General features: G+C 62.1%; 15 protein-coding genes. 6 read left to right on the top strand and 9 right to left on the bottom strand.

Going from position 1 to position 15,581, the window contains the following annotated elements; translation table 11 throughout:
• Window positions 1-66: 66 nt before the first annotated feature.
• The 4 genes from VWZ85_RS11280 to VWZ85_RS11295 form a co-directional block, all read right to left on the bottom strand.
• Window positions 67-723 (bottom strand): MIP/aquaporin family protein, encoded by a 657-nt coding sequence (locus VWZ85_RS11280; RefSeq protein ID WP_340545509.1) that lies wholly within the window; start codon window positions 721-723, stop codon window positions 67-69.
• The gene (locus VWZ85_RS11285) at window positions 720-1,196 is read right to left on the bottom strand and encodes an arsenate reductase ArsC (protein WP_416588310.1); all 477 of its coding nucleotides are present in this window, start codon (window positions 1,194-1,196) and stop codon (window positions 720-722) included. Before VWZ85_RS11285 ends, VWZ85_RS11280 begins: the two co-directional genes overlap by 4 nt.
• A gap of 16 nt (window positions 1,197-1,212) precedes the next feature.
• Window positions 1,213-2,052 carry a helix-turn-helix domain-containing protein gene (locus tag VWZ85_RS11290; RefSeq protein ID WP_416588312.1) on the bottom strand — a complete coding sequence of 280 codons (840 nt, stop codon included), beginning with the start codon at window positions 2,050-2,052 and terminating at the stop codon, window positions 1,213-1,215.
• A gap of 111 nt (window positions 2,053-2,163) precedes the next feature.
• On the bottom strand, window positions 2,164-3,990 hold the full coding sequence (locus tag VWZ85_RS11295; RefSeq protein WP_416588315.1) for an extracellular solute-binding protein: 1,827 nt from the start codon (window positions 3,988-3,990) through the stop codon (window positions 2,164-2,166).
• 416 nt (window positions 3,991-4,406) lie between these two features.
• Between VWZ85_RS11295 and VWZ85_RS11300 the strand changes: the two genes are divergently transcribed.
• Complete coding sequence (locus VWZ85_RS11300; RefSeq protein ID WP_416588317.1) at window positions 4,407-5,180, top strand: 3-hydroxybutyrate dehydrogenase; 774 nt, start codon at window positions 4,407-4,409, stop codon at window positions 5,178-5,180.
• Between the two features lie 135 nt (window positions 5,181-5,315).
• Window positions 5,316-6,344: a patatin-like phospholipase family protein gene (locus tag VWZ85_RS11305; protein WP_416588836.1), complete on the top strand. Its 1,029-nt coding sequence runs from the start codon at window positions 5,316-5,318 to the stop codon at window positions 6,342-6,344.
• 44 nt (window positions 6,345-6,388) lie between these two features.
• On the opposite strand, the gene VWZ85_RS11310 is transcribed toward VWZ85_RS11305, so the two are convergent.
• The 4 genes from VWZ85_RS11310 to VWZ85_RS11325 form a co-directional block, all read right to left on the bottom strand.
• Complete coding sequence (locus VWZ85_RS11310) at window positions 6,389-7,081, bottom strand: DUF502 domain-containing protein (RefSeq protein ID WP_416538728.1); 693 nt, start codon at window positions 7,079-7,081, stop codon at window positions 6,389-6,391.
• An 83-nt stretch (window positions 7,082-7,164) separates the two neighbouring features.
• Window positions 7,165-8,079 (bottom strand): pseudouridine-5'-phosphate glycosidase, encoded by a 915-nt coding sequence (locus tag VWZ85_RS11315; protein WP_416595464.1) that lies wholly within the window; start codon window positions 8,077-8,079, stop codon window positions 7,165-7,167.
• Window positions 8,076-9,038, bottom strand: a complete 963-nt coding sequence (locus VWZ85_RS11320; protein ID WP_416544350.1) for a PfkB family carbohydrate kinase — start codon at window positions 9,036-9,038, stop codon at window positions 8,076-8,078. Before VWZ85_RS11320 ends, VWZ85_RS11315 begins: the two co-directional genes overlap by 4 nt.
• A gap of 48 nt (window positions 9,039-9,086) precedes the next feature.
• Window positions 9,087-9,932 carry a DUF4198 domain-containing protein gene (locus VWZ85_RS11325; RefSeq protein WP_416588321.1) on the bottom strand — a complete coding sequence of 282 codons (846 nt, stop codon included), beginning with the start codon at window positions 9,930-9,932 and terminating at the stop codon, window positions 9,087-9,089.
• Between VWZ85_RS11325 and VWZ85_RS11330 the strand changes: the two genes are divergently transcribed.
• The gene (locus VWZ85_RS11330; RefSeq protein WP_416588323.1) at window positions 9,931-11,154 is read left to right on the top strand and encodes a HupE/UreJ family protein; all 1,224 of its coding nucleotides are present in this window, start codon (window positions 9,931-9,933) and stop codon (window positions 11,152-11,154) included. The genes VWZ85_RS11325 and VWZ85_RS11330 overlap by 2 nt on opposite strands.
• A 64-nt stretch (window positions 11,155-11,218) precedes the next feature.
• Here VWZ85_RS11330 and VWZ85_RS11335 read toward each other — a convergent pair whose 3' ends face one another.
• Window positions 11,219-11,854, bottom strand: a complete 636-nt coding sequence (locus VWZ85_RS11335) for a thiamine phosphate synthase (RefSeq protein WP_340545520.1) — start codon at window positions 11,852-11,854, stop codon at window positions 11,219-11,221.
• 207 nt (window positions 11,855-12,061) lie between these two features.
• Here VWZ85_RS11335 and VWZ85_RS11340 point away from each other — a divergent pair, with 207 nt between their 5' ends.
• The 3 genes from VWZ85_RS11340 to VWZ85_RS11350 all read left to right on the top strand — a co-directional run bounded on the left by VWZ85_RS11340 (window position 12,062) and on the right by VWZ85_RS11350 (window position 15,520).
• A complete protein-coding gene (locus VWZ85_RS11340) occupies window positions 12,062-12,808 on the top strand; it encodes an RNA methyltransferase (RefSeq protein WP_340545521.1) in 747 nt (248 codons plus the stop codon).
• A gap of 91 nt (window positions 12,809-12,899) precedes the next feature.
• Window positions 12,900-14,048: a heme A synthase gene (ctaA, locus tag VWZ85_RS11345; protein ID WP_416542308.1), complete on the top strand. Its 1,149-nt coding sequence runs from the start codon at window positions 12,900-12,902 to the stop codon at window positions 14,046-14,048.
• 2 nt (window positions 14,049-14,050) lie between these two features.
• On the top strand, window positions 14,051-15,520 hold the full coding sequence (locus tag VWZ85_RS11350; RefSeq protein WP_416588326.1) for a carboxypeptidase M32: 1,470 nt from the start codon (window positions 14,051-14,053) through the stop codon (window positions 15,518-15,520).
• Window positions 15,521-15,581: the final 61 nt, after the last annotated feature.

Raw genomic sequence — 15,581 nt, forward strand, 5'->3', positions numbered from 1 at the left:
GCAAGAGGCGGCTGACGGGATCGGTGCCAATCTCTGCCGGGATCCGGGTTCGCGTCAGGGGCAGGGTCAGCTGGGACGGAACAGGCGCGGCAAGAGGAGATGCGCCAGCCCGACGCCGATCACCTGCATCACGATGAACATCAGGATATGGCCGGGGTAGATCCCGGCGAAGGTGTCGCTGAACCCGCGTGCAATGGTGACCGCCGGATTGGCAAAGCTGGTGGAGGAAGTGAACCAATAGGCACCTGTGATGTAGAAGGCGACCAGCGTCGGCACGGCCTCGGGCCGCGATCGCAACCCGCCGAAGATCACGAAGAGCAATCCAAATGTCGCGAGGATTTCGGAGAACCACTGGGCCATACCGGTTCGGTGCATTGTGCTGGAGCTTTGCAGGATCGACAGATCGAACATCACGTGGCTTGCCCAGACGCCGAGGATGCCCCCTATGATCTGCGCCGCCAGATAGGGCGGAACCGCGCGCCAGCTGTGGTCACCGCGCAGCGCAAAGGCCAGCGTCACAGCCGGATTGAAATGCGCGCCCGAGATCGGTCCCAGCGTGGTGATGATCACATAGAGCATCGCGCCGGTTGCCACCGCATTGGCCAGCAGCGCCAGCCCGACATTTCCGCCCGACAGGGTTTCGGCCATGATGCCGGAGCCCACGACGCCAATCAGCAGGAAACAGGTGCCTAGCCCCTCGGCCATCAGCTTCTGCGTGGTCATGGCAGCTCTCCGATGCGTGTCAGCTCCTGGCGCAGGCTGTCACGATTCAGCGTCTCCAGCGGTAGATCAAGGAAGGCCAGCGCGCGGCGCTCCAGCCGCGCATAGGCGGTCTGAAAGGCAGCGTCCCAATCTGGCTCCGCGGCGGCGGCCGGATCCTCGATACCCCAATGGGCGCGGAGAGGCGCGCCGGGCCAGATCGGGCAGGTTTCGCCTGCGGCGGAGGCGCAGACGGTGATCACAAGGTCCATCTCAGGGGCATCGGGGCCTGCAAATTCGTCCCAGCTTTTTGACCGGGCCGCGTCTGTGTCATGGCCTTTCTCATTCAGCAGAACCAATGACTGCGGATGCACTTTTCCGGCGGGTTTGGATCCGGCGGAATATGCGCGGACACGGCCATTACCATGGGTGTTCAGCAGCGTTTCCAGCAGGATAGACCGCGCTGAATTGCCGGTACAGAGGACGAGGATATTCATATGGGAAACCCGTTTCTTAGGAGCGTTCGGTGGCTTTGTGACGGCCGATATCATCCAGATGATGTTGCAGCGACAGTCGGTTGAGTGTGTCAAAAGGCAGCGCCGCAAAGGCCCGGATGCGATTTCGCAGCAGCCCGTAGGCCTGTTGATAGGCAAGCTGTTTCTGCGCCTCTGTCCCTTTGGTCATCACGGGATCAGGCAGGCCCCAATGAGCGCTCATGGGCTGACCGGGCCAGGTTGGGCAGGCTTCATTTGCGGCGTGATTGCAGACGGTAAAGACGAAATCCATCTGCGGCGCAACCTCGCCGGAGACCGCGCTGAGATGTTTGGAGCGCAAGGTGGCGGTGTCATGACCCTTGGCGCGCAGCAGCGCCAGAACGTCGGGTCGTGGGGCTGTCGCGGGCTGGCTGCCAGCAGAATGCGCGATGAAGCGGCCATGCCCCTCCTGGGTCAGGATCGCCTCGGCCATGATCGACCGGGCTGAGTTGCCGGTGCAGATGAAGAGGACATTCAGCGGGCGCTCAGCCGTGGGGATGAGCGCCGTCTCGTGATCCGGCGGGGTGCAGATATCCGGGCGGTTCTGGCAGCAGTCGGACAGCAGCTGATCAAACACCCCGCGCAGCCCGTTCAGATGTGCCTGATAGAGCAGAGACGTGCCTTGCCGCTGCGACAGGATCAGCCCCGCCGCGCTGAGCGTTGAAAGATAAGCGGAAACGGTATTGGCCTTCTGCGCCAGCGCCGTCGCGATTTCGCCTGCGGGAACCGCATCGGGATATCGCCGCATCAGCAGACGAAACAGCGCCAGCCGCTGGGGGTGGGCCAAGGCGGAAAGCTGTGATGTAAGCTTTATTTCCATATTTCACGAAATACGGAAATACTATTCCTGCGTCAACCGTTTTGGCTGGCCGAAAAAAAGCCCGCCACCGATGACCGGGGCGGGCTACTGTCAGCTGCTGCTGTGGCTTGGTCAGTCGGCCTGATACCACCAGACCTCTGGCATGTAGCTGATACCATCGCCGCTGACGGGCAGACGCTCGGGGAATTTCAACTCCTTGCGATGGGCGATGCGGCCTTCGGCGTATTGCCAGACCGGCATCACATAGCGTCCTGCGGTCAGCAGACGGTCAAGCGCGCGGGCGGCGGCGGTGAAATCCTCTTTGTTTTTGGAGGTCAGCATGGCGTCGATCATTGCATCCACGGCAGGGTCCTCGATCCCGATCAGATTGCGCGATCCCGGCTGCTGCGCAGCGTCGCTGCCCCAGTAAAGATATTGCTCGTTGCCGGGGCTGAGCGACATCGAGCGGCGGAAGAAGGTCATGTCGTAGTCGAATTCCTGCTGACGTTCGACAAACTGGGCACTGTCCACCATGTCGGCCTCCAGCGCGATACCGAGACGTTCCAGAGCGCGGGCATAGATTTCCACGACCGAGCGCATCTCGCCTTCGCCCAGATTGCCGGGGGTCAACAGCACCTTGATCTCAAGCGCCTCGCCATCTGCGTTGCGCATGATGCCGTCTTGGACCGTCCATCCGGCCTCCGCCAGCAGTTTGGTTGCGGTGCGCAGGTTCTTGCGATTGCGCTCGCTCCCGTCGCTGACCGGCAGCGTATAGCCCTCCATCACGCCGGGGAGCAGGCTGTCTTTGAACGGGGTCAAGAGCTCGCGCACCTTGCCTTCGGCAGCTCCCGGCTGCATGGCCAGATAGGAGTTCGAGAAATAGGAAGAAATCCGCGGCTGGGTGCCACCTGTCAGCGTTTCGTTCATATATTCGAAGTTGAACGCCTGGATCAGCGCTTCGCGCACCCGCCAATCGTCGAATGGGGCACGGCGGGTATTCATAGCGATGCCGGTCATGCCCGAAGGGTTGCCATTGGGGATGACGGTCTTGATCACCTCACCGGAGGTCACCGCAGGAAAATCATAGGCCTTGTCCCATTTGGCGGCGTTGAATTCGCGGATTGCAGAAATTTCCCCGGCCTTGAAGGCCTCCAGCAGGACGGTCTGGTCGCCATAGAAATCGAGCCGGATCTCATCAAAATTATTGGTGCCGCGCCGCAGCGGCAGATCCTGCCCCCAGTACTCCGGGTTGCGGGAAAAACGGATGAAACGACCGGGTTCGAAATCCGCCACCGTATAGGGGCCGGAGCCGATCGGGGCTTCCTGCAGGCCGGACTCGGCGAAATCCTTGCCTTGCCACTGCGCCTTTTTCAGGATCGGACGCAGCCCGGCGATCAGCGCCAGTTCGCGGTTGTCTTCGTTGAAGGTGATGCGCAGGCTGCGCTCTCCGGTCTGTTCGATGCTGTCGATCTGGGTCCAGAACCGGCGGTAGCGGATATGCCCTTCCTGGCCGAGGGTCTGGTAGGACCAGATGACATCCTCGACCGTGACAGGCGATCCATCGGAGAATCGGGCCTCGGGGCGCAGGGTGAATTCAACCCAGGCGCGATCCTCTGGCACCTCAATCGATTCGGCCAGCAGCCCGTAGAGGGTGAAAGGTTCATCCGCCGAGCGCCCCATCAGGCTCTCATATCCCCAGAAACGGAGCTGCCAGGGCGGGGCGCCTTTTTGGGCAAACGGGTTCAGCGTATCAAAGCCGCCGGTGTTGCCGAAGACCACGGTGCCGCCCTTGGGGGCATCGGCATTTGCATAGGGTAAAGACACAAAATCCGGTGGTAGTGCCGGGTCCCCATACATAGCTATGCCATGCGCTGATTCTGCCTGTGCAAAATTTGCGCATGCGCTGAGGATGATTCCGGCCAAGGCCGGTCGAACTCTAAAGAAAAAATCTGGACGCACTTTTGCAACAATCCCGCTCTGGCCTTATTTTCATGAACACCAACGCTAACGGCGCTGCCGCGTCAATTCAAACTTTTAGCTTGGATGAGCGGGGGAAATTGCTTATAAAGGTCTCACTGCTCGATAGGTTTCTTGCCTGTATGAAACCTGCCTCAATAACTTAACGCCCGCTTCGTGCGGGCGTTTTTTTGTGCGGTGCTTCGCGATATATTTGACGGGCTTGCCGGACGATGGTCGGCCCCGCTGGCGGTGCCCATTCGGCGCACATCTCTTGCACGCGGTTGTTGCATGGGCCAGCATTTGGACCGTTTTGCCGCGGTTTCTCGCAACTTTCCGGCCGGGATTGCCGTTCCCTTTGCAGGTGCAGCATGTCACAGTCGCACCAATCAGGTTTTGCACAGGAAGGGAAGAGCAAGATGACATTGACGGGCAAATGCGCGGTGATTACCGGGTCGAATTCCGGCATCGGGCTTGGGGTCGCGCGGGAAATGGCGCGGGCCGGGGCGGATGTGGTGCTGAATTCCTTTACCGACCGCGATGAGGACCACGCGCTGGCAGCTGGGATCGCCGAAGAATTCGGCATCAAGGCGCGCTACATTCAGGCCGATATGTCCGATGCAGAGGCCTGCCGGGCATTGATCACCACGGCTGGGCGCTGCGACATTCTGATCAACAATGCGGGCATCCAGCATGTCGCACCTGTTGAGGACTTCCCGATCGACAAATGGAATGCCATCCTGGCGATCAACCTGTCATCGGCGTTCCACACGGCGGCGGCAGCGCTGCCGATGATGCGCGCTGCGGGGTGGGGCCGGGTGATCAATATCGCCTCGGCGCATGGGCTGACGGCGTCGCCCTACAAATCCGCCTATGTCGCAGCCAAGCACGGCGTTGTCGGGCTGACGAAGACATTGGCTCTGGAAACCGCAGAAGAGCCGATCACCGCCAATGCAATCTGCCCCGGTTACGTGCTGACCCCGCTGGTCGAGGCGCAGATCCCGGACACCATGGAAAAGTACAATATGGGACGCGAAGAGGTCATCAAGAAGGTGATGCTGGAACGCCAGCCCTCACGCGAGTTTGCGACCGTGGAGCAGCTTGGTGGCACGGCAGTGTTCCTCTGCTCTGATGCGGCAGCCCAGATGACAGGCACCACGCTCAGCGTCGATGGTGGCTGGACCGCGCTGTAGGCCGCGCGGAGACCGGGAAGGGGGCCCGCCCCCTCTTGCCCCTGTTCAGGGCAATTCACCCCCGGAGTATTTTGAGAAAGGTGACACGCAGCGGGCATGGCTCCGCGGCGGGGACGCGCCGATCAGGAGGCAGAGATGACGAAGCGGATCAACCTGGCCCTTCAGGGCGGTGGCGCCCATGGGGCGTTCACCTGGGGGGTGCTGGACCGGCTGCTTGAAAGCGACGAGCTGGAGATTGCTGCCATCACCGGCACCTCTGCCGGAGCGCTCAACGGGGCTGCGTTGAAATCCGGGCTGGTGCATGGCGGTCCTGCCGGTGCGCGCGCGTGTCTCGATCAGCTTTGGCAGCGGATGGGAGCGGTCGGCGATCTGCGCTTTGCCCATTGGCTGGCGGGGCTTGATGCGGCGCCTTTGCTCGGAGCGCTGGACTGGATCGCGCCGTTTTCCCCGCGTGAGGCGATGGGGCAGATCCTGTCGCCTTACAGCTACGGGCCGTTTTATCGCAATCCGTTGACGCCTGTCGTGGAGGCATTCAATTTTGCCGAGGTCTGCGCGGATCAGGGGCCGCAGCTGTTTATCTGCGCCACTTCGGTGCGCAGCGGAAAGGTGCGGGTTTTTTCCGGTGACGAGGTCACAACCGATGCCATTCTTGCCTCGGCCTGCCTGCCCAACCTGTTTCAGGCGATCGAGATAGAGGACCCCAAGACCGGGCGTCTGGAACCATATTGGGACGGCGGCTATACCGGCAATCCGGCGCTGTTTCCGCTGTATCGGCCTGAGCTGCCGCCGGATGTGGTGATTGTCAGCATCAACCCGCTGGAGCGCGATGAGCTGCCGCGGACGCCGCAGCAGATCCAGAACCGGGTGAATGAAATCAGCTTCAATTCCTCGCTGCTGCGTGAGCTGCGGGCGATCTCCTTTGTTCAGCGGCTGTTGGCCGACGGGCATCTGGAGCCGGGACAGATGAAGCGGGTGCTGGTGCATATGATCGCTGATGATGATCTGATGCGGCAGCTATCGGTCAATACCAAGCTGATCCCGATCCCGCAGATCCTGGCAAAGCTGAAGGCGGCAGGCCGGGCCGCAGCGGAGCGCTTTCTGGAACAGGATTGCGCCGCGATCGGCGTCTCATCGACAGTGGATCTGGCCGAGATGTTTGGCTAAATGCGGCCGCCCGTCAAGGAAACGGCCGGGGCTTAAGCGGAGGCTTAATCTGCGCTGGGGTCGACAGGTTTGGTCGGATCCTTGGCGTTCGGATAGACAAGCCCGGCGGAAATCACCAGTTTTGCAGCTTCTTCCACGCTCATATCCAGCATGATGACGTCTTCTTCGGGGAAGAACAGCAGAAAGCCGGAGGTCGGGTTCGGCGTTGTCGGCACGAAGATCGACAGAAGGTTGCCGCCGGTTTCAGCGCGGTCGGCCACCTCGCCCTTGGCCGTGGTGGAGACAAAGCCGATCGCCCAGATGCCGCGGCGGGGATACTGGATCAGGCAGGCGGTATCAAAGCTGCGCTCGGTCTGGGCAAACACGGTTTCCGAGATCTGCTTGATCCCGGAGTAGATCGAGCGCACCACCGGCATGCGATCCACCAGGCTCTCGGCAAAGCCGATGAGCGAACGGCCTATGATCCCCTTGGCGATCCAGCCAACCACAATGGTGAACAGCAAGAAGATAATCAGCCCGACGCCACGCAGGTTGATCCCGATATACTGTTCTGGCCGCACGGTATGCGGCACCAGCGGCAGCACAACCCCGTCGATCCAGCCCATCACGGTCCATAGCAGCCAGATGGTCAAGCCAACCGGGGCAATGACCACGATGCCGGTAAAGAAGGACGACCGCAGCCGGGCAAAAAGGCCGGGGCGGCGGGGGGTGGTTTCGTCGTCGAAGGGCGTGGTCATCTGTGCGTTTCACCAAAGAGGAACGTAAGGAAGCTAGGCAGGGAACTGCGCAACCGCAATGGGCAGCTGCGCAGAAAGACCTTTTATTGCTTCAAGTTGACCAATTCCTTGGCGATTTCCGCTGCGAGACGGGCATTGTTGCGCACCAGGGCAATATTGGCCTTGAGCGAGCGGCCCTCGGTCAGCTCAAAAATACGCTGCAGCAGGAAGGGGGTTACATCCTTGCCGCTGATGCCTTCCGCGTCCGCTTCGGACTGGGCCTGGGCCAGAACCGGGGCCAGATCCTCGGCTGCGATCTGGTCTGCTGCCGGGATCGGGTTCGCGATCAGCTGGCCACCGGGCAGCTCCATCGCCTGACGGGTGGCATGGGCACGGGCGATCTCTGCGGCGCTGTCCATGCGCAGGGGGGCGGCCAGATCCGAGGTTGCGGACCAGAACGCAGGGAAGCTGTCCTGACCATAGGCGATGACCGGCACGCCTTGGGTTTCCAGCACCTCGAGCGTCTTCGGAATGTCGAGGATCGCCTTGGCGCCTGCGGCGACCACGGTTACCGGGGTCTGGGCCAGCTCCATAAGGTCGGCGGAAATGTCAAAGCTGGTCTCGGCGCCTTTGTGGACACCGCCGATGCCACCGGTGGCAAAGACGCTGATCCCGGCCAGCCGTGCGGCAATCATGGTGGCTGCGACGGTTGTTGCCCCGGTGCCGCCTGTGGCGATACAGGCCGGCATATCCGCGCGCGAGATCTTGGCGACGTTCTTTGCCTGGCCAAGCGCCTGCAGCTGATCGGGTTCAAGGCCGATGTGCAGCACGCCCTCGATCACGGCCATGGTGGCAGGCACCGCGCCTGCGGCGCGAATGTCGTCTTCGACCTGAGCGGCGACTTCGACGTTCTGCGGATAGGGCATGCCATGGGTGATGATGGTGCTTTCAAGCGCAACGATGGCCTGGCCGGAGTCGCGGGCGGCGGCGACCTCGGCGGAAAATGTCATATTGATCAAAGGGGTGGTTCTCCTGAAACATAGGTGGCAGCGGCTTTCAATGCCGACGCAAGGGAGGTTTCGCGGTCTTCGCCGCGGGCCTCGGCCGCGATATGAGCGGCCATGAAAGTGTCACCGGCGCCGGTGACGCGCGCCACGGTCACGCGCGGTGGCGCCTGGGTGATCAGGCCGTTGTGGTCGGCTTCGGTGGCGGTGCTGCCACCATCGGTGACCAGTACCCGCGCTGCGCCGCGATCCAGCATGGCGCGGGCAGCGGTGGCGCTGTCGGTGAAGTCGTCCTGACAGAGCAGGCCGGCCTCTTCGAGGTTCACATAGAGCGTGCCACAGCTGCGCAGCAGAAAGGGGCGCAGGCGTTCGGCCTTGCCCGGAGAGGCGGGCGCGACGCGCAGATCCGCCTTGGCAAAGATCGGGTCGGCAGTGATGTCGTCCAGCAGCGACAGCGTCAGATTGCCATCAAGCGCGACGGGACCGGTATAGGGCGTTTCCGCACTGCCAAGAGTACCATCGCTGAGCGGTCGCAGGATCTTGGCACCTGCGGCTTCAAGCGAATGGGCATCGGCAATCGCGGCAATCAGACCGTTGGCACCTTCGACGGCCATATAGCGGTCGGTGGGCAGATCTTCCGAGCGGTAGAGATGATCGGTGATAAGGCCGAGATGGGCACAGGCATGGACCAGCTCGTCACCCTCCGGGTCGCGCCCGATTGCGCTGAGCAGGGCCGGACGCAGACCAAAGCGGGCCAGTGTCATCGCGATATTCATCGCAACACCGCCGGGCAGGCGGCTGATACGTCCGGGCATATCGGATCCGCGCTGCATTTCAGCCGTGCAGCGGCCGATAATGTCCCAGAGGACGGAGCCAATGCAGAGGATGTCAGGCTGATCTGCGGCGGTGCCGACGCCCAAGGCGGCCGGAGCCTCAGATCTAGGTGAAGCGGGAGAGTGCGGAACCTGTGTCATAAATCCCGTATTGCCGCGTTTTTCCCGCCCCCGCAAGGCGCAACCGATCTAGGGAACCGCGAAAGTCAACGCCGCCCAATGGGTTTGCCAGACCGGTATGGGGCCTCTTTTGGTAGCGCCATCATCGGACGCACCCGCCTCGGCGTCCAGACTGCGCAGCACCACGGCGTCGAGCAGGTAGACGTGACCGGATTTGACCGGGATCGTCGCCCGCCCTTGGGAATCGCTGCGGGTCAATGTGACAGCGACATTGCCATCTGGGCTGCGCTCGAACACTTCGATCTGGGCGTCGGGGCGCGCGGTCCCCTCGAACAGCAGCTCAACCGGCAGGCCAGCGGTGAGATCGTCGGTGTAGGGGTTGGCCCGCGCGACGAACTCGGTCAACAGACCGGTTGCGCGATCCGCCCCGGCGCCGTTGCCCACAGCAACCAGCGATTTGGCGTGGCGGGTATAGCGCTCTGCAAAGCCCGCATCCGGCAGGTTGCGCGCGGCATGGCGGGACTTGATATCGGCGAAATCCTTATGGGCCGCAAATTTTGCGAACTCCTCCCAGGTCTTGTAGGTCAGCGTGTCCGGCGTGGTTTCGTGGACCACCACCAGCAGCCCCTCGGCCGGTGGCTCGAGCTGTAATGCCGGCATATCTCCCATCCGACCAGCGTAGGGATGGGCACCGAGCTGATCCCAGATCTCGAAGCGGGCGATATTGCGGTCGAAATACGCCAGGCGCGACCCGCTGAAGAACTGCCCATTCCGCAGATCTGCCTGCACCGAGGCGCCTAATTTCACTTGATATTTTTCTGGCGCAATCCAAAACTCATGGGCAAGGGCGCGGCCGCCGATGATATTGGTGGCGAGCGTGAGCAGAATAAGAACAACAGGGTGGACAGAACGCATGGCGCAGATGGGACCTCTGGCTGGGGCGCAGGATGACAGAGACGGGCAACGCGCGGCGTCGATGGAGGCTCCGGTGCGACGTCGCAGCCACGCCGGTCGCAGGCTCCCCCAGCTGAGCCGTCTGTTGCTGGTCTGGCTCTTCTGGAGCCTCTCCTACTCTAGTGTTTTTGCGCATGAAGTCACGCCGACGATTGCGGATTTTGAAATTGCCGACGGGCGGCTGAAGATGGACCTGCGTCTGAACGCCGAGGCATTTGTCGCAGGCATCGATCTTGATGGCGTTGACGATACGGATACCGTTGATCAGGCGCGGGACTATGACGACCTGCGCGGGCTTGGCCCGGATGAGCTGAAACCGATGGTTCAGGTCTTTGCCGAAGACTGGCTGCAGGCGCTGCGGATCGAGGCGGGTGGCGATATCGCACTGGAGGTGGTCGGGATCGAGATCCCGGAGCCGGGTGACGTCAGCCTGCCGCGCAGCAGCATCCTGCAGCTGTCGGGCGAGGTTCCCACCGGTGCACGCGGGCTGAAGATCGGCTGGCCCAAGGGATCAGGCGGTGTGGTGTTGCGTCAGAACGGTGTGGAAGGTCCTTATACCGGCTATCTGCAAGGCGGCGAGACCACGCCAACCATTCCGCTGTCCGGCGGGCTGGCCAAGACGCCAAGCGAGGCCTTCGTCGACTATGTGCCGGTCGGGTATACGCATATCCTGCCAAAGGGGCTGGATCATATTCTGTTTGTACTGGGGTTGTTCTTCTTCAGCACCCGGCTGCGGCCGCTGATATGGCAGATCAGTGCCTTTACCGTAGCGCATACAATCACGCTGGCGCTCGGGGCATTGGGGCTGGTGCATATCAACCCGGCCATAGTTGAGCCGCTGATCGCAGGATCCATCGTGTTTGTCGCGGTTGAGAATATCTTTGCCCGCAAGCTGCACAGCTGGCGCACTCTGGTGATCTTTGGCTTTGGCCTGTTGCACGGCTTGGGATTTGCCTCGGTGCTGGGCGAATTCGGCCTGCCTGAGGCGCAGTTTCTGCCGGCACTCCTGGGGTTCAATGTTGGCGTTGAACTGGGGCAGCTGACCGTTGTCGGCGCGGCCTATGGGCTGCTGGGGTTCTGGTTCTGGCGGCATCCGAAATACCGCGGCCGGGTTGCCATCCCCGCCAGTTTCACGATCGCGCTGATCGGCGGATACTGGTGCGTGGAGCGTCTGTTCCTCTGACCGGCGGTGGCGCCGGTCAGCTTCGTTTCCGATATGTGGCCTTGGCCAGACAAAATGGGCGGTTTCAGCCTTCCATTGCGGCCATCAGCTGCCGCAGACTCGCCAGAGGATCTTCCTCGCGCCAGATCTCATCGCCGATACCGAAGAAATCAGTATAGGGTGCCAGATCACGGACCAGATCAACGGTCAGCCCGCCTTCGGCGACCACGGGCACTTCGATCATCTGCGACCACCATTCAAACAGATCTTTCTGCGCCTGATTGCCATCGCCAAGCCCGGAGGTGCCAATCGGGCCAAAGCTGACGTAATCAGCGCCGGCTTCGGCAGCGGTCAGCCCGTCGTGGCGTGAGGCACCGCAGAAACTGCCGACAATTGCATCGGCGCCAAGCGCCTTGCGCGCGGCGCGCACCGGGCGGGCTGAATCGGAGAGATGCACGCCGTCAAGGCCGAGACGCTCGGCGAGGATCTGATGATCGGTGATCACAATCGCCACGTCGCGGGCATGGGCGACAGCGCGCAGCGCATCGCCGGCACGGCTCAGTGTGTCCTCATCGCGGCTGGCCAGCTCCAGCCGGACGCAGGCGATCTCCACTTCATCCAGCACCCGCGCCAGCTGGTCGGGAAACCGGCCAAGCTCAAAACTGGGAGGTGTCGTCAGATAGATCTGCGGCGTTTCGGGGGCGTCAGCGGGGCTGTCCATCGGGAGGGCTCCTGTTCAGTGGTTGTCGGTGTTTAGCGCATCTGCCACTGGACGCAAGGATTTGGCGACATCCCGGGTGGGATATTTCCGTGTGATGCTACGCTCATTATGCGGGAATATAGCAGCGTTTGCACAGAAGTCCCGCGACCGAGCCTTGCCCATCAGGCCCGCGCCGATTAGAGCAGAGCAGATTTTTTGGAGAAACGGATGCCCAGCGACACCCCTCAACCCGCTTTTGTCCTCGTGCGCCCGCAGATGGGCGAGAATATCGGCGCCGCCGCCCGGGCGATGTGGAACTTCGGGCTGGACCGGATGCGCATCGTGGCCCCGCGCGATGGCTGGCCGAACCCCAAGGCGGTGGCCATGGCTTCTGGTGCTGGGCGGCTCTTGGATGAGGCGCAGCTGGCCGAAGATCTGGCAGGCGCCATCGCGGATTGCGATTTTGTCTTTGCCACGACGGCGCGCCCGCGTGAACTGACCAAACCGGTCTACAGCCCCGAGGCGGCGATGAAGCTGGCTGCGGAGAAAATTGCAGCTGGCGAACGGGTGGCCGTGATGTTCGGACCCGAACGGGCGGGCCTTGAGAATGAGGACATCGCCCGAGCCAATGCCATCATATCGGTTCCGGTGAACCCGGATTTCGCCTCGCTCAACCTTGGTCAATGCGTCCTGCTCACCGCTTATGAATGGCGCAGGCAGGTGACTGAGGTGATGCCGGTTGTGACCGACCTTGGCAAATCGGATTGGGCCACTCATGGCGATGTTGATGCGCTGGTCAATCACTATGAGGAACGGCTGGACGAGGCTGGTTTCTTTTTTCCGCCGGACAAGGCCCCAAGCATGAAGACGGTGTTTCGCAACCTGTTCAGCCGGATGCCGCTGACCCGCGCCGATGTGCAGATGCTGCACGGGATCATGCGACAGATGGTCCGCTGGAAAGAAAAACGCGACTGAGACGCGACTTCGGGCCGATTTGCGCCATAGTCGCCCACTGGACGGGGTCGCGTCTGCGGCCTAGCTTGACGGGAAATTGGAAGAGGCAAGCATGAGCAAGCGCAGCATTTTCGAAGAGGTTTCCGGCAATGAGCCGCAGGAGCGCCCGCAGGCGCAACCGGGCGGCATCGACCGTGCCCGCCGTGGCGCAAGGGGGGCAATCCGCGCGTGGCTTGCGGTGCTCTTTGCGCTGGTGGTGGCAATGATCGTGGTGGGCGGGCTGACGCGCCTGACCGACAGCGGTCTGTCGATCACCGAATGGCGGCCGATCACCGGCGCGATCCCCCCCATGACCGAGGCAGACTGGCAGGCGGAGTTCGACAAATACAAGGAAATCGACCAGTGGCGCATTGCCAACCAATGGATGCAGCTGGCCGACTTCAAGGAAATCTACTGGTGGGAATGGGGCCATCGCCAACTGGGCCGCGTTATTGGTCTGGTCTGGGCGCTGGGGTTCCTAGGTTTTGCGCTGGCGCGGCAGATCCCGGTCGGCTGGACCGGACGTCTGGCGCTACTGGGTGTTCTGGGCGGCGTGCAGGGCGCGATCGGCTGGTGGATGGTGGAATCGGGTGTCACGCAGGGTGAAGGCATGACCTCGGTTGCCTCTTACCGGCTGGCGACGCATCTGGGGCTCGCCTTTGTCATTCTGGGGTTCATTTCCTGGTATATGTTCCTGCTGGGGCGTGAGGATCGCGATCTGATGCAGGCGCGTCGCGCCAAGGAGACCAAGCTGTTCGGCCTGTCGACCGGGCTATTGCATTTCAGCTTCTTGCAGATCCTTCTGGGCGCGCTGGTTGCCGGCATTGATGCGGGCCGTTCCTACACCGACTGGCCGCTGATGGGGGGGCAGATCCTGCCGCCGCAGCCCTTCATGCTGGAGCCACTCTGGACCAATTTCTTTGAAAACCCCGGCCTTGTGCAGTTCATTCACCGCGTCAGCGGATATCTCCTGTTGGCCTTTGGCGTTGTTGTCTGGCTGCGGGGCAGAGGCAGCGCCCATCCGCGGACGCGCTTTGCCTTTAACGCGGTCTTTGCGGCGCTGCTGTTGCAAATGGTTCTGGGTATTGTCACCGTGCTCTATGCCGCACCCTGGCAGGTTGCGATCCTGCATCAGCTGATGGCTGTTTGCCTCTGGGTCCTGATCCTCAGGGCGCGGTATCTGTCGGGCTATCCGATTGCAACTTCGATTAAGGATCACTGAGAATGAGCGCATTTGACGATTTGATGGCCTATGAGCGTGACACCCAGGCGCTTGGCCAGATTGCCGGCCGTTTGGGTTGGGATCAGGAGACGATGATGCCGCGCGGTGCCGCGCCTCAGCGGGGCGAGGAAATGGCCGCCATCGAGGCTGTGCTGCACGCCCGCCGCTCTGATCCGCAGGTCGCTGACTGGCTGGAGCAGGCCGACGCGCCCGATGAGATCGGTGCCGCCCAGCTGCGCGAGATCCGCCGAAGCTACGAGCGCGCCGTGAAAGTGCCCGGAGATCTCGCCAAACGTATCGCCCGCGTTACCTCCGAGGCGCAGGGCAAATGGGCGGCTGCCCGTGCCGCCGAGGATGTCGAAGCCTTCCTGCCCGTGCTGGAAGAGGTGGTTGCCCTGAAGCGCGAAGAGGGGCAGGCACTCGCCGCCGGGGGCGATGTTTATGACGCGATGGTTGCGGATTATGAACACGGCACCACAGGGGCGGAAATTGCGACGCTGTTTGATGCCATGCGCCCGCGTCTGGTGGAGCTGCGCGCCCGCGTGCTGGACCGCCCCACGCCCAAAGGCGTCAGCGGTCATTTCGATGCCGATAAACAGATGGCCCTGACCACCACGCTGGCCGAGACCTTCGGCTATCAGATGAGCCACGGCCGGGTCGACAAGGCGGTGCATCCCTTCTGTTCCGGCAGCGGGCTTGATGTGCGCGTCACCACCCGCACCAGCGATGAGGATCCGTTCAACTGCTTCTACTCGACCATCCATGAAGTGGGCCATGCCGCATATGAACAGAACATTGACCATGCCTATCTGTTCACGCCGCTAGGGCGTGGCGTGTCGATGGGGGTGCACGAAAGCCAGAGCCGGATCTACGAGAACCAGCTGGGCCGCAGCCGTGCCTTCACCGGCTGGCTGTTCGATCAGATGGTGCTGCAGTTTGGTGATTTCGGCATTGCGGATGCTGATGCCTTCTATGCGGCCGTGAATGCGGTGCATAACGGCTATATCCGCACCGAGGCGGATGAGCTGCAATATAACCTGCATGTGATGATGCGGTTTGATCTGGAACGGGCGCTGATGTCCGGCGATTTGCAGGTTAAGGATCTGGAGGCAGCCTGGAACGACCGTTTTGCCGCTGATTTTGGCTATGCCGTTGATAAGCCATCCAACGGCTGCCTGCAGGACGTGCACTGGTCGGTGGGGCTGTTTGGATACTTCCCGACCTATTCGCTGGGCAATGTCTATGCCGGCTGTCTTTATGACGCGCTGCGTCAGGCAGTGCCGGATCTGGAAGCGCAGCTGGCGACGGGTGATACCGTGGCGGCAACCAGCTGGCTGCGGGATAACCTGCAGACCCATGGCGGGTTGCGTAGCCCGGTCGAGACGATCACTCATGCTGCGGGCATGGCGCCCAGCCCGGAGCCGTTGCTGTCCTATCTGGAACAGAAGTTCGGCGCGCTCTACGGGCTGTAAGCGCGCATTGGTTCAAGATCTTGAGCAGTAATTCAAAGCCCTCGCCGGAAACTGGCGGGGG

The sequence above is a fragment of the Phaeobacter sp. JH20_29 genome (genome assembly GCF_048056175.1).
Classification (GTDB): domain Bacteria; phylum Pseudomonadota; class Alphaproteobacteria; order Rhodobacterales; family Rhodobacteraceae; genus Phaeobacter; species Phaeobacter bryozoorum.